This is a genomic window from Rhizobium sp. S96 (genome assembly GCF_030382195.1).
GTDB lineage: Bacteria > Pseudomonadota > Alphaproteobacteria > Rhizobiales > Rhizobiaceae > Rhizobium.
Map to the genome: position 1 here is coordinate 427,514 of NZ_JAUDRY010000042.1, position 14,438 is coordinate 441,951.

Here is a 14,438-nt window from a genome sequence, read left to right on the forward strand (position 1 = left end):
GCGATGGCGCGGGTCGTCTATTTTTCCAGCCGATCGGAAAACACCCATCGTTTCGTGCTGAAACTCGCGCTGCCGGCGTTGCGCATTTCCCGGGACGTCACGGAGCGTTTGGCTGTCAATGAGCCCTTCGTTCTCGTCGTTCCGACCTACGCCGGCGAGGGCGGCAAGGGCGCTGTCCCGAAACAGGTGATCCGCTTTCTCAACGACGCGGAAAATCGCTCGAACATCCGCGGTGTGATTGCCGCCGGCAACAGCAACTTCGGCGAGACCTACGGGCTCGCCGGCGACATCATCGCGGCAAAATGCCGGGTGCCCTACCTCTACAGGTTCGAGCTCCTGGGCACCGACGAGGACGTCGCCAACGTCAAACATGGATTGGAACGATTTTGGACACGCTAGGTTCTTCTTCACCGCGGGATACGACCGACCGCTCCGCAAAGCCACCCGAAACGACCCTCGATTATCACGCGCTGAACGCGATGCTGAATCTCTATGACGAGGAGGGGAAGATCCAACTCGACAAGGACCGGGCCGCGGCGCGGCAGTATTTCCTGCAGCACGTGAACCAGAACACCGTCTTCTTCCACAATCTCAGGGAGAAGCTCGATTACCTCGTGGCCGAGGGCTACTACGAGCAGGCTGTCCTGGATCAGTACTCATTCAATTTCGTGCGCGATCTCTTCGACCGCGCCTACGCGAAAAAATTCCGGTTCCCCACGTTCCTGGGGGCGTTCAAGTACTACACGAGCTATACGCTGAAGACCTTTGACGGAAAGCGATATCTCGAGCGCTACGAAGATCGCATATGCATGGTGGCGCTGACGCTGGCGCAAGGCAACGAGGCGCTGGCGACCGACATGGTCGACGAGATCATTTCCGGTCGCTTCCAGCCTGCGACGCCGACCTTCCTGAATGCCGGCAAGCAGCAGCGCGGCGAGCTTGTTTCCTGCTTCCTTCTGCGGGTCGAAGACAACATGGAGAGCATCGGTCGCTCCGTCAACTCGGCGCTGCAGCTGTCCAAGCGTGGCGGTGGCGTTGCATTGTCGCTCACCAACATCCGCGAGGCTGGCGCCCCGATCAAGCATATCGAGAACCAGTCCTCCGGCATCATCCCTGTGATGAAGCTGCTCGAGGATGCCTTCTCCTACGCCAACCAGCTGGGTGCTCGCCAGGGCGCGGGTGCCGTCTATCTCAACGCCCATCACCCGGACATCATGCGCTTTCTCGACACCAAGCGGGAAAATGCCGACGAGAAGATCCGCATCAAGACGCTGTCCCTCGGCGTCGTCGTGCCTGACATCACCTTCGAACTCGCCAAGAACAACGAGGATATGTACCTCTTCTCACCATACGACGTCGAACGCGTCTACGGCGTACCGTTCACGGAGATTTCGGTGACGGAAAAATACCGCGAGATGGTCGCCGACAGCCGCATCCGGAAAAGAAAGATCAAGGCGCGCGATTTCTTCCAGGTCATCGCGGAGATCCAGTTCGAGAGCGGTTATCCCTACCTCATGTTCGAAGATACGGTGAACCGGGCAAATCCGATCGCCGGGCGCATCACCATGAGCAACCTGTGCTCGGAAATCCTGCAGGTGAGCGAGGCCAGCGAATACAATGACGATCTCTCCTACAAACGCACCGGCAAGGATATTTCCTGCAATCTCGGCTCGCTGAATATCGCAGCCGCCATGGACTCCGCCGATTTCGGGAAGACGATCGAAACGTCGATCCGGGCGCTGACCGCAGTGTCGGACATGAGCCATATCTCATCCGTCCCTTCGATCGAAAAGGGCAATGACGAGAGCCACGCGATCGGTCTCGGGCAAATGAACCTGCACGGCTATCTCGCTCACGAGCGCATTTTCTATGGCTCGGAGGAGGGCGTGGATTTCACCAACATCTACTTCTACACCGTGACCTATCATGCCGTGCGCGCCTCGAACCGCTTGGCAGTCGAGCGCGGGCGAAGCTTCAAGGGCTTCGAGAAGTCCGCATACGCATCGGGGGAGTATTTCGACAAATACACCGAGCGCGCATGGGTGCCGGCAACCGAACGGGTGAGGGCTCTCTTCGATCAGGCGGGGATCGCAATTCCCACGCAGGAGGACTGGCTGGCCCTGAAGGAGGCGGTAATGGCGTCCGGTCTTTATAACCAGAACCTGCAGGCCGTGCCGCCGACGGGCTCGATCTCCTACATCAACCACTCGACTTCGTCGATCCACCCGATCGTCTCGAAGATCGAGATCCGCAAGGAAGGCAAGATCGGCCGGGTCTATTACCCCGCCGCCTTCATGACCAACGACAATCTCGACTACTATCAGGACGCCTATGAGATCGGGCCGGAGAAGATCATCGACACCTATGCGGCTGCCACGCAGCACGTTGACCAGGGATTGTCGCTGACGCTGTTCTTCCGCGACACCGCCACCACCCGCGATATCAACCGGGCTCAGATCTACGCCTGGAAGAAGGGCATCAAGACTATCTACTACATCCGCCTTCGCCAGATGGCGCTGACCGGCACCGAGGTGCAGGGCTGCGTATCCTGCGCGCTCTGATCTTCGGCTCCCAAAGGAAAATCCCAATGAACATGCAATTGAAGCCGGCAAGCCGCATCCGCGCCGTCAACTGGAACCGTATCGAGGACGACAAGGATCTGGAGGTCTGGAACCGCCTGACGGGAAATTTCTGGCTTCCCGAAAAGGTACCGTTGTCCAACGACATCCCGTCGTGGGCGACGTTGAAGCCGGAGGAGCAGCAGCTGACGATTCGTGTCTTCACCGGCCTCACGCTGCTCGACACCATCCAGAACGGTGTCGGCTCGATCCGCCTGATGGACGACGCCATGACACAGCACGAGGAGGCGGTGCTCTCGAACATTTCGTTCATGGAGGCGGTGCATGCGCGCTCCTACTCCTCGATCTTCTCGACGCTCTGCTCGACAGCCGATGTCGATGATGCATACCGCTGGTCGGAGGAGAACGAGTTCCTTCAGCGCAAGTCGTCCCTGATCATGGAGCAGTATGGCTCGGGCGATCCGTTGCGAAAAAAGGTTGCGAGTGTCTTCCTGGAGAGTTTTCTCTTTTATTCCGGCTTCTATCTTCCAATGTATTGGTCAAGCCGCGCGAAGCTCACCAACACGGCTGATATGATCCGGCTTATCATTCGCGACGAGGCGGTGCATGGCTATTACATCGGATACAAGTTTCAACGCGCAACCGAGCGCATGAGCGAGGCAAAGAAACAGGAAATCAAGGACTTCTCGTTCGATCTTCTGCTCGAGCTTTATGACAATGAAGCGAGATATTCAGAGGCGCTCTATGACGGCGTGGGACTGACCGAGGACGTCAAGAAGTTCTTACATTACAATGCGAACAAGGCGTTGATGAACCTGGGATATGAAGCATTGTTCCCAACCGAGGCCTGCAAGGTGAATCCCGCGATCCTGTCGGCGCTGTCACCCAACGCGGACGAGAACCATGACTTCTTCTCTGGCTCGGGTTCGTCCTATGTCATCGGCAAGGCGGTGGCCACCGAAGACGACGACTGGGATTTCTGAGAGGTGCCGGTGGGCGAGATGAGCGGCGCCCACACATTACCGAACTGCAGACGCGAGGGACACGATACGCAGGGGGGAGACCATCATCAGGGAGCGAGACCATGCAGTACGAAGACATCCTCTACGAAGCAGTCGACGGCGTCGCGCGGATCACGATCAACCGGCCGGAAAAGTACAATGCGTTTCGGGGAAAGACCTGCGAGGAGCTGATCCATGCCTTCAATGCTGCGGGATGGGACAAGTCGGTCGGCGTGATCGTGCTCGCCGGTGCGGGTGAGAAGGCCTTCTGCACCGGCGGCGACCAGACCGCTCACGAAGGTCAGTACGACGGCCGTGGAACGATCGGGCTGCCACTGGAGGACCTGCATTCCATCATCCGTGATGTTCCCAAGCCGGTCATCGCGAAAGTGCAGGGATATGCTATCGGCGGCGGTAACGTTCTCTGCACGATCTGTGATTTCACCATTGCGGGAGAGAGTGCTGTCTTCGGGCAGGTCGGTCCCAAGGTCGGCTCGGTTGATCCCGGCTTCGGCACCGCCTTCCTCGCGCGCATCGTCGGGGAAAAGAAGGCCCGCGAGATCTGGTACCTCTGCCGTCGTTACAGCGCGAAGGAGGCGCTGGACATGGGCCTCGTCAACACCGTGGTCGCTGACGATCAGCTGGACGCCGAGGTCGACAAGTGGTGCGCCGAGATCTTGGAAAAGAGCCCGACGGCCATCGCCATCGCCAAGCGCTCGTTCAACATGGATAGCGAGAACATCCGGGGGATTGCCGGCATGGGCATGTATGCGCTCAGCCTCTATTACGACACCGACGAAGCCAAGGAAGGCAGCAAGGCTTTCAAGGAGAAACGCAAGCCAAACTTCCGCAAGTTCGTCCGCTGACTCAGGTTTGCTTGGCTCGGCCAACCCGCCGGCAATGTCAGCAAGCGTTTACTTTTGGGCGTTACATTGTGAGCTTGTGTTCTTGTGATCAAGTGTATGGCCGACGCCGAGATACTCCCGCCAGACGTTCTGACTTCGATATTGATGCGAATGTTCGAGTTCGCGCCGATCGCCATGGCGATTTCGACAAGCGATACGGAAACTTCCAGCTACCTCAAGGTCAATGATGCCTACCTGCGGCTGACCGGCCTCAAGTGGGATGATATTCGAGGCAAGACGCTTACCTCGGAAGGGTCTGCGATCAGCAGCCCCGCTCGGGACCGTCGGCATCGCCTGCTCGCTGAAGACGGTGGCTATGTCCTGGAAGAGGTCGATCTCCGGCATGCGGACGGCACGATCCTGCCGACGTTGATTTCGGCCCAGCGTACCGTCATCGATGGTGTTTCGTTTGACGTCGAGGTCATTGTCGATGTTTCAGCCCGCGTTCGCCACCAGAACGAGATCGAGCTTGCCTTGCGGGCATCGGCGCGAACCGATGCACTTTCGGGACTGCCAAATCGTGCCTGTTTCGATGAGGTCATCGCCGAGTACATCGCGCGTATGGATCAGTCGGAGAAGCTCGTCGCGCTCGCGTTTATCGACTTTAACGGCTTCAAGGCCGTGAACGACACGATGGGGCATGTGGCGGGTGACGAGGTCTTGAGAACGATCGCCAGTCGTTTCCGCGACAGCTTCCGCGCCAATGATTTCATCGCGCGCATCGGTGGCGATGAGTTTGCGGTCATCCTCGAAATCGATGAAGCGTATTTGAATGATGTGGAGTTGACGCTCAACGAAGCGATAGACCGGATCTTCAAACCGGTTGCGGTCGATGGCATCGTAACCGAGGTCGGCGCTGCCGTGGGCGTAACGTTGCTGCAGCAGGACGACGACGCCATGTCCCTAATGAAGCGAGCGGATAGCTACATGTATCTCGCAAAACAGACGGGCGATCGGATTGCCTTGATCTGGCTGGGCCAGCCCGGCGGCGGCACGCAAATGGCTAAGCGGGCGGCACAGGGGTTATAGCCGAGGCAGGGCATTGGTTGTGCCCAAGCCTCATACACCCTGACGATATTCTAGTCGACACCGGCATTGGTCCAGTCGCATTGGAAGACCAGCACGGGCTTCGAAAATCCCTTCAGTTTTCGCTGTGTCGCGTGAACGAAGATGTCGGATGCGCCGAACTCGCGAAAGATGTTCTCGGAGACAACGATCTGATCCTTGGACGCTGCGGCGCATAAGCGCGCCGCGAGTTGCACCGTCGATCCGAACAGATCATTGCTATCCTCGATTGGTTCCCCGCAATCCAGTCCGATGCGGACATGGATTGGCTCTGGGTTCCCGTCGTTGAACCGCTGAAACTCCTTCTGAATCAGCATCGCGCAATTGACGGCCCGCGCCGTGGAAGCGAACGTCGCCATGATGCCGTCGCCGGTATGCTTGACTTCGCGGCCATCGGATTGTCCGAGACATCGACGCACGACGGAATCGTGCGCCCTGACCAGTTCGGTCGCCATGCGGTCGCCGAGACGCGACGTCATTGCGGTCGAGCCAACGATGTCAGTGAAGAGGATCGCCCGGTGACCGCCATCCACCTCTCCCAGGATCTGCCCGGACCCCGGTTCGGGGTCGTTGATCCGACCCAGGAAGGCCTCGACGGCGGACAAGGCGACCTCGATAACCTCGCCGGCGATGAAGCCGTGAGCCTCGCGATGAACGCATTGGGCAGTTTCCATATCAGGGGCGTCCACGAGGCAGAACGCGTTTCCCCGGCGCGGATCGTACCAGTAGGTGAGGAACTTGACCCCGTACCTGTCCTGAATGTCGAGATCCCTGCGATGCGCTTCGGCGATATCGGCGGCCGACGTTCCCGCAAGTTCATGCCGATCCATGAAGATAGCCATTGGCGCGCTCCCGCCGAAAAGTCTCGGCCTGCGACAAGTTGTCATTGTACGGCCTGGACGTGAGCCCGTCCACCTTGGAGTGATGTGGCCGTTGCGCAGCCGCCGGACTTCACATCAGACGCTGGAGCGCTTTTCGACGTGGGGCTCGATCAAAACGTGTTGGGCCTCTTCGCGGCCGTCGATCCGGCTGAGAAGCATCTCTGCCGCCGTCTTTCCGAGTTCGGCCGGGTTCTGGTCGATACTCGAGAGCGCAACGAGCGGGATGGCGGCGTGCGGAGAATTGTCATAGCCGATGATGGCGAGATCTTCAGGAACCCGGATACCGCTGGTTCTTGCAGCGTTCAGCAGTGGCACCGCATCAAGATCCGACCAGACGAACACGGCGCGTGGTCGGTCCGGCGAGTTCAGGAACGTCTGGATCTCGGCGCTCCGATCTGTAGCGACCAACGGCAATCGAATGATGCGGCTGCGTGCTTCAAGGCCCGCCTGCTTCATGAATTCGGTATAGCCGATCTCGCGCTGGAGAACGACAACTGAAGACGGAGATTCGGAAAGATCGTAGCTCAGCATGGCAATGTCCTCGTAGCCTTGCTGCAGCAGGGCTTCGGCAGCCAGGTATGCGCCCTTGCGGTCATCGGAGTTGACCGTGTCGTAGCTCAGGGCCTGCGGCTCATGATGCGCGATCACGACGATCGGGATCTGACGAGAGTATCGCTCTATCAGTTTGCCTGAAATTCGTGGAGCAATGATCAGCAGCCCATCCATATGGTTGTCGATCATGGACTCGATCAAGGATGCTTCTATAGCGCTTGCCGCGCGACCTATGCCGACAAGAGCCTTGTAATTGTTGTCGGAGAAGGTGTCGTTTGCGCCCTCGATAACCCCCGCAAGGAAGGGGTTGGTCAACTCGATGATCAGAACACCGATCGTGTAGGTACGGCCTCGCATCCCCCGCGCGGCGACCGATGGACGGTACTTCAGCTTCTCGATCGACGTCTCCACCTTCTGCCGGAGAATGTCGCTGACGCCGTAAGCGTTGCGAAGAACTTTCGAGACGGCTGCAACCGAGACTCCCGCATCCGCTGCGACATGGCGGATCGTCGCCCGTCCTGCCGTCGCGCTAACCATCTGTTTTTTCATTATAATACGTCTATCTCCACAACACGCGAAAATTATAGACAAAAAACTCTTGCGCGGCAATCGATGTTGTAGAATGATCTACATAGAACGATACACACAAACGTGTTGTTTCGGCCGCCAGAGGACGGGGCAGCCAAGGGAGTTGAGGAATGACGATTGTATTGGACCGCGGCACCGCCGTGGTTGGCAGCATTGACGGTTCAACCTTCAAGTTCGGCGCTTCGATGATCGCGCCAACCTGCGACGCAGGGCAGGGAACGGCAGGAACGTTTGTATCCCGTGAGTTTGCGATCGGGACCGTAACGCCGGGGACGACGCTGCGCATCTCGGCGCTGGGTCTCTACAGGGCCTTCATCAACGGGCGCCGTGTCGGCGACGACCTGCTGACGCCCGGCTGGACCTGCTACGACGATCGGATCGCCTACCAGACATACGACGTGACGGATCTGCTGCATTCCGGGAACAATCGCATCGAGATCTGGCTTGGCGACGGCTGGTACCGGAGCCAACTCCTGTGGGCGTCCAATCCTGTCTTCAATTGCTGGGGCGACAGAACCGGCGCCATTGCCGAAATCAGCGCAGCTGGAACCCCACTCCTCAAAACCGACGGTACCTGGAAGAGTGGCTACACGCCGGTAACGCGCAACGGCATCTATTTCGGTGAGGACTACGACGCGCGCATCGTGCCTGCGGATACTGCAGGCGTCGAAGTCTTGGCCTTCGACAAGGCCTTGCTCGTGCCGCATGAGACGGGCGCCGTCAAAGAGCTCGATGGCTTTGCGCCGATCGAGAGCTGGATCGAGCCCGACGGTCGCACGGTTTATGATTTCGGCCAGAATGCCGGCGCGTACATTCTGCTTCGCGTAAAGGGAGAGGCGGGAGCGCAGGTTCATGTCGAGCACTCCGAAGTACTGGGTCCGGAACGCTTCTTCGACAATCGCAACTACCGCAGCGCCCGCGCTGAACTTGTTTACACGCTGAGCGGAGGCGGCGAAGAGACCTACGCGCCGCTCTTCACCTTCATGGGCTTTCGCTATGCCAGGGTGACGTTGACAGGCAAGGCTGAGCTCCTTGCCATCACGATGGTTCCCATCACGTCGGTCCCGGTAAGGGCAGGTGGCTTCAGTTCTGGCGAAGCAGCGGTCAATCGGCTGGTGGAAAACACGATCTGGTCACAGCGCTCCAATTTTATCGAGGTGCCGACGGATTGCCCGCAGCGCGATGAACGACTTGGCTGGACCGGCGATGCTCAAGTCTTTGCAGGGACGGCATGCTGGCTGGCCGACAGCCAATCGTTCCTGATGAAATACCTCCGCGACGTGATGCATGATCAGAGGGCCGACGGTGCGGTCCCGCACTTTTCTCCAGACCCCACGCGGCTTTTTCCGATCGGTGGGCGCGGTGATTGGGCGGGCTCTACGGGCTGGGGCGATGCAATTGTCATCATTCCCTGGCAGCTTTACCTTCACTACGGTGACGTTTCCGTTCTCGAGGAGTGTTTCCCCGCGGTGACGCGGTGGCTCGACTATCTCTGGGGCATTTCCGACGGTCCAATCATCCGGCCGCCGGCCGTTTGGGGCGCTCACGGCTTCACCTTCGGGGATTGGCTTCAGCCCGTCGGCGACAACAGAAAGCCCCGCCCGACGGTGGCAGATGATTGTGCAGCTACGCTCTATCATTTCATCTCTACGCAATTGACAGCAAAGATCGCCCGCGTGCTCGGGAAGACGTCTGAAGCTACGCGGCTGGATGCGAAGGCCGAGGAAATACGGGCAGCCTTCAAGCATGAGTTCTTTTCGCCATCGGGCCGCATTGCGCATAACGACCAGACATCCTGGGCGCTTGCGTTCCTCTATGGTCTTGTCCCGCCGGAGTATGAAGAAGCCGGCCGTGCGTATTTCCGTCGGGTTTCCGAAGAGACAGACGGCGTCATCGGCACAGGGTTCATCGGTACGCCGGCATTGCTTCCAGCACTGACGCGCCTCGGCATGCTCGACCTGGCGGAGAAGATGTTCCTCAACAGGAAAGTCCCCGGTTGGCTCTATCAGGTCGAGCGCGGTGCGACCTCGATCTGGGAGCGGTGGGATGCGCTCGCAGAGGATGGGACGATCTACGATCCTGACATGAACAGCTACAATCACTACGCTTATGGCGCGGTGTGCCAATGGCTGTTTGAAGATGTCGCTGGCATCAGGCCGCTGGAAGACAAGCCGGGTTTCGAGGAGGTTGCTTTCGACCCGGCCATTCTTCCGGCCCTGTCTCCGGTCGCGGCTTGGCATGACACCCGCTTTGGCCGCATCGAGGCCGGATGGAGACTGGAAGGCGGGGCGGTGACCTGCCGTCTTGTATTGCCGGAGGGCGTAACCGCACGCCTGCAGGGCAAGGTGGAAAGGAAGTCGCTGACAGCGGACGGCAAACTTGTCGCGCCTGGCGAGGAGGTCAGGATCGGCGCGGGAGAACATACGATCACGTTCTCAATCTAGAACAACTGCTTTCGGGCGTTGCCCGAAAGCGCGCAGCCCAATCATTCTGGTCTTCAAGAGGAGGAAATGACTATGAGAATGACGAAGTGCAGCATTCTTGCCGCAGCCTTTATGTCGCTGGCAGCCGGCGTCGCCCATGCTGACGTAACGCTCAGCGTATTGATCGACACGAACCCGGAGACGATCGCCTCGTTCGATGCTGTTTCCAAGGCCTATATGGAAAAGCATCCCGATGTCTCCTTCGACGTTGAGCAACGCGCAGGGGGATCGGAAGGCGACAACATCATCAAGACGCGCCTCGCCACCGGTGAGATGGCCGATATCTTCCTTTACAACGCGGGCTCGCTGTTCCAGGCACTGAAGCCGCAGGAAACGATCGCTGACCTTTCCGACCTTGCCTCCGAAGCGGGAGTTATGGAGAGCTTCAAGAAGGTTGTCACCAGTCCGGATGGACACGTGCGCGGAATGCCGTTTGGTCCTGCGATGGGTGGCGGTATCTTCTACAACCGCAAGATCTATGCGGATCTCGGCCTTACCCCGCCTAAGACATGGGCGGAATTCATGGCCAACAACGAGAAGGTGAAGGCGGCCGGGAAGGTCGCAGTGGCGCAGACCTACGGTGACACCTGGACTTCGCAGCTCTTCGTTCTCGCCGATTACTACAATGTCCAGGCCGAGGTTCCAAACTTTGCCGACGACTATACCGCCAACAAGGTGAAGTACGCCAATACGCCAGCCGCGATGCGCGGCTTCGAGCACCTCGAAGAGGTCGCGAAAGCCGGCTACTTCAACGCTGACTTCGGGGCTGCCAAGTTCGATGACGGCATGCGGATGGTGGCCACCGGCGAGGCTGCACACTATCCGAACCTGACGTTCGGCATCGGAAACGTTCAGCAGAATGCTCCCGACAGCTTGAAAGACCTGGGCTTCTTTGCTCAGCCGGGCGCGGACGCGGCCAAGAACGGCCTCACGGTGTGGATGCCATCCGCACTCTACGCATCGGCCAAGTCCGAGAATGTTGCCGAAGCCAAGAAATTCCTCGACTTCGTTGGCAGCAAGGAGGCATGCGACCTCATGGCCAAGGCGGTTCCGTCCGGCCCCTATCTGGTGAAGGGCTGCGAACTTCCGAAGGATATCCCGGCCGTGGTCGCCGACATGCTGCCTTATTTCGAAACCGAAGGCCATACAGCGCCGGCATTGGAATTCGTGTCCCCTGTGAAGGGCCCGGCGCTTGAGCAGATCACTGTCGAAGTCGGAACCGGCATCCGCTCCGCCAAGGATGCCGCCGCTCTCTACGACCAGGACGTCGAAAAGCAGGCCAAGCAGCTCGGCCTGCCAAACTGGTAACCTCCCAGCCCTTCCCCAGCCCGGTGCTCGTCCGGGCTGGGGGTGTTCAAGGAGCCCCTTAGTGACGCGCAAATCTCCGTATCCATACTGGTTCGTCCTGCCCGCGGCAGTGATCTTCACCGTGCTGTTTCTGGTTCCGACCGCCGCCTCCTTCTGGTTCAGCCTTACAAGGTGGGATCTTTTCAGTGCTCAATTCATTGGTCTGGAAAACTATCGGCAGTTCTTTCGTGAACCATTCCTGATCCAGGGCCTCATCAACACCATTATCTACGCGGTCCTGACCTCCGGCACGAAGACGGTGCTCGGTCTGCTGCTGGCCGTACTTCTGACATCGGGCATTTGGGCACAGGGTCTGCTGCGCACTGTCATCTTCTTTCCCGTCCTGGTTTCGACCATCGGCGTCGGCATCACCTTCTCGGTGCTCATGCACCCGACGCGCGGGCTCATCAACGTCGCGCTTGCCGCGATCGGCATCCACGGTCCCGGCTGGCTCACCGATCCGAGCCTCGCGCTTTATTCCATCGTCTTCGTCGACCTCTGGAAGGGCATCGGGCTTGCGACTGTGATCTACATCGCCGGTCTGGCATCGATCGGCGCCGACTATTACGAAGCCGCCAGGATCGATGGGGCGACACGGGTGCAGATGTTCTTCCGTGTGACGGTTCCGCTCGTGAAGCCGGCCACGGTCACGGTTGTTACTCTGTCCCTGATCGGCGGCATGAGAAGTTTCGATCTCATCTGGGCGATGACGCGCGGCGGTCCCGGCTTTTCGTCGGACGTCCTCGCCAGCGTCATCTACAAGCAGTATCAGGCGGGCTTCTATGGCCTGTCGACGGCAGGAAACGTCATTCTGTTCATCCTGATCGGCGTCATCGTTCTGCCCTTGACCGCATGGTTCAACCGCAAGGAGGTGGACCTGTGACGCGCCGCCAACGCTACTCGGGCGTAATAGCGCTCGTCGCCTCCGGCATCATATTCGTGCTGCCGTTCCTGTTCATCCTGCTGACGGCGGCAAAGACAAAGCAGGCTGCGGCCTCTCTTACATTCGGCCTGCCCGTCGAATGGCGTCTCTGGGAGAATTTCCTCGAGGTCATTCAAGCCCGCAACTACATGCTGCTGCTGGCCTACTTCAATTCGACCGTGATCACGGTGGTGGCGGTGGCGCTGCTGGTGCTGTTCGGCGCGATGGTGGGTTACATTCTGCAGCGCCGCCCGTCGCGCTGGAATACGGTTATCTACGCCTGTGTCTTCGCCGGCCTGATCATCCCGCCGGCGGTCGTGCCGACCATCTGGGTGCTCCAGTCGCTCGGTCTGTTCAAGACGATCTCCGGCATGATCCTGATCCAGGTTGCCTATGGCCTGGCGTTCACCGTCCTGTTGTTCAAGAGCTTCATTGCGACGATCCCGCGCGATCTGGATGAGGCGGCGATCATCGACGGAGCAAAACCGCTGCAGATCTTTTTCCGGGTTGTCCTGCCGTTGTTGAAGCCGGTGACCGTCACGGTCATCGTCGTGCAGTCCATTGCGATCTTCAACGACTTCACGAACCCGCTCTACTATCTCCCTGGCCGCGAGAATGTGACCGTCCAGCTCACGCTCTATAACTTCCAGGGACAGTTCCAGACACAGTTCAACCTCCTGTTCATGAACATCTTGCTGGTGACTATTCCTCCCCTCATCGTGTTCGTCTTCTTCAACCGGCAGATTGTTGCGGGCATGACCGCCGGCGCCGTGAAAGGATAATCGGATGACAAGCGTCGTTCTTGATAGCATTCGCAAGAGTTTTGGCGGTCTGGAAGTGATGAAGGGTGTCGACCTTAGTGTCGAGGCAGGGGAATTCTGCGTCTTCGTCGGCCCGTCCGGCTGTGGGAAGTCCACGCTGCTGAGGATCATCTCGGGCCTCGAGACCTCGACGTCGGGCAAGGTTCTGATCGATGGAAAGGACGTAACCGAAGCCGAACCGTCCCAGCGCGGCATTGCCATGGTCTTCCAGTCCTACGCGCTCTATCCCCATCTCACGGTAGCCGAGAATATCGGGTTCGGTCTTTCGCTCGCCAAGCGTCCGAAGGCGGAGATCAAGGAGAAGGTCGAGAAAACGGCAGAGGTCTTGCAGCTCTCGCACCTGCTCGATCGCAAGCCCAAGGCTCTTTCGGGTGGGCAGAGGCAGCGCGTGGCGATCGGCCGTGCCATCATCCGCAACCCGAAGGTTTTCCTGTTCGACGAACCGCTTTCCAACCTTGATGCCTCCCTGCGCTCTCAGATGCGTATGGAGCTTACGGATCTCCACGCCAAGCTTGGAGCAACGATGATCTACGTGACCCATGATCAGGTCGAGGCGATGACCATGGCCGACAAGATTGTCGTCCTGAACGGTGGGAAGATAGAGCAGGTCGGCTCGCCGATGACCCTTTATAACCATCCCGCGACGCCATTTGTCGCGGGCTTCATCGGGTCCCCCAAGATGAACCTCTTCGAAGGAGAGATCGCCGCGCGCGAAGGCTGCAAGGTTTACGGCGTGCGGCCCGAGCACATTTCGTTGTCATCCGTTGAAGGAAAGTGGCGAGGGGAGGTCAGGCACATCGAAAGGCTCGGCGCAGATACGGTGGTCCATCTCGATGTCCCGAACCTTCCCTCGCTGGTCGCACGCACCGATGGCGACCGGGAGCTGTCTCCCGGGCAAACACTGTTCGCATCACCGCTTGTCGACAAGGAACACAGGTTCAATTGACGTCGAGCGCCCATTTTCAGCGCTCCGGATACCAGGAAAGCTGCTAGTGCCGGCGAGGAGGCGTGCCTCGCCGTGCGCACATTTGGCACTCTATTTGGTGAGTTGGTGTCCTGTGCGGTGGCGTTTTTGGGTGGTTTGGTTGGCTGTCTGGAAATCTCTGTTATAATTCAATGGCATGGAAGAAAGCTTGTTTTTTTCGCAAAGTGCTGTTGACTTAAAAAGGTGTGGTGTCCTATAAGCCGCTTCACAGAACGAGGGCGGCGGCGCTGCTGGCGACGAAGACCTTCGCTCTAAGATTTCTTTTAAGATTGGCTGAGACGCTGATTGGTTCCCGGGCTTAAGGGTTTG

At 58.9% G+C, this 14,438-nt stretch carries 12 protein-coding genes; 10 read left to right on the forward strand and 2 right to left on the reverse strand.

Annotated features, from left to right (window positions below; genetic code table 11):
* The first annotated feature begins 3 nt into the window (after positions 1-3).
* The 5 genes from nrdI (at position 4) to QTL94_RS28250 (ending at position 5,514) form a co-directional block, all read left to right on the forward strand.
* Positions 4-399: a class Ib ribonucleoside-diphosphate reductase assembly flavoprotein NrdI gene (gene nrdI, locus QTL94_RS28230; protein WP_113521919.1), complete on the forward strand. Its 396-nt coding sequence runs from the start codon at positions 4-6 to the stop codon at positions 397-399.
* Positions 387-2,561: a class 1b ribonucleoside-diphosphate reductase subunit alpha gene (gene nrdE, locus QTL94_RS28235; RefSeq protein ID WP_502944208.1), complete on the forward strand. Its 2,175-nt coding sequence runs from the start codon at positions 387-389 to the stop codon at positions 2,559-2,561. The genes nrdI and nrdE overlap by 13 nt, the downstream gene beginning before the upstream one ends.
* A 26-nt stretch (positions 2,562-2,587) precedes the next feature.
* Positions 2,588-3,562: a class 1b ribonucleoside-diphosphate reductase subunit beta gene (gene nrdF, locus QTL94_RS28240; protein WP_289803873.1), complete on the forward strand. Its 975-nt coding sequence runs from the start codon at positions 2,588-2,590 to the stop codon at positions 3,560-3,562.
* 101 nt (positions 3,563-3,663) lie between these two features.
* Positions 3,664-4,446 (forward strand): 2-ketocyclohexanecarboxyl-CoA hydrolase, encoded by a 783-nt coding sequence (gene badI / locus QTL94_RS28245; RefSeq protein WP_289803874.1) that lies wholly within the window; start codon positions 3,664-3,666, stop codon positions 4,444-4,446.
* Between the two features lie 150 nt (positions 4,447-4,596).
* Complete coding sequence (locus QTL94_RS28250) at positions 4,597-5,514, forward strand: GGDEF domain-containing protein (protein WP_289803875.1); 918 nt, start codon at positions 4,597-4,599, stop codon at positions 5,512-5,514.
* A 50-nt stretch (positions 5,515-5,564) separates the two neighbouring features.
* Here QTL94_RS28250 and QTL94_RS28255 read toward each other — a convergent pair whose 3' ends face one another.
* Both QTL94_RS28255 and QTL94_RS28260 read right to left on the reverse strand, forming a co-directional pair.
* Positions 5,565-6,392: a nickel-binding protein gene (locus tag QTL94_RS28255; RefSeq protein ID WP_289803876.1), complete on the reverse strand. Its 828-nt coding sequence runs from the start codon at positions 6,390-6,392 to the stop codon at positions 5,565-5,567.
* Between the two features lie 114 nt (positions 6,393-6,506).
* On the reverse strand, positions 6,507-7,532 hold the full coding sequence (locus QTL94_RS28260) for a LacI family DNA-binding transcriptional regulator (RefSeq protein WP_289803877.1): 1,026 nt from the start codon (positions 7,530-7,532) through the stop codon (positions 6,507-6,509).
* 224 nt (positions 7,533-7,756) lie between these two features.
* On the opposite strand from QTL94_RS28260, the gene QTL94_RS28265 reads away from it, so the two are divergent.
* From QTL94_RS28265 to QTL94_RS28285, 5 genes are all read left to right on the forward strand, one after another.
* Positions 7,757-10,015, forward strand: a complete 2,259-nt coding sequence (locus tag QTL94_RS28265; protein WP_289803899.1) for a family 78 glycoside hydrolase catalytic domain — start codon at positions 7,757-7,759, stop codon at positions 10,013-10,015.
* A 66-nt stretch (positions 10,016-10,081) separates the two neighbouring features.
* Positions 10,082-11,362, forward strand: a complete 1,281-nt coding sequence (locus QTL94_RS28270; protein WP_502944209.1) for an ABC transporter substrate-binding protein — start codon at positions 10,082-10,084, stop codon at positions 11,360-11,362.
* A gap of 61 nt (positions 11,363-11,423) precedes the next feature.
* Positions 11,424-12,284 (forward strand): carbohydrate ABC transporter permease, encoded by an 861-nt coding sequence (locus tag QTL94_RS28275; protein WP_113521911.1) that lies wholly within the window; start codon positions 11,424-11,426, stop codon positions 12,282-12,284.
* The gene (locus QTL94_RS28280) at positions 12,254-13,105 is read left to right on the forward strand and encodes a carbohydrate ABC transporter permease (RefSeq protein WP_289803879.1); all 852 of its coding nucleotides are present in this window, start codon (positions 12,254-12,256) and stop codon (positions 13,103-13,105) included. The genes QTL94_RS28275 and QTL94_RS28280 overlap by 31 nt, the downstream gene beginning before the upstream one ends.
* Positions 13,106-13,109: 4 nt before the next feature.
* Positions 13,110-14,090 carry an ABC transporter ATP-binding protein gene (locus QTL94_RS28285; protein ID WP_289803880.1) on the forward strand — a complete coding sequence of 327 codons (981 nt, stop codon included), beginning with the start codon at positions 13,110-13,112 and terminating at the stop codon, positions 14,088-14,090.
* The last annotated feature ends 348 nt before the right edge of the window (positions 14,091-14,438 follow it).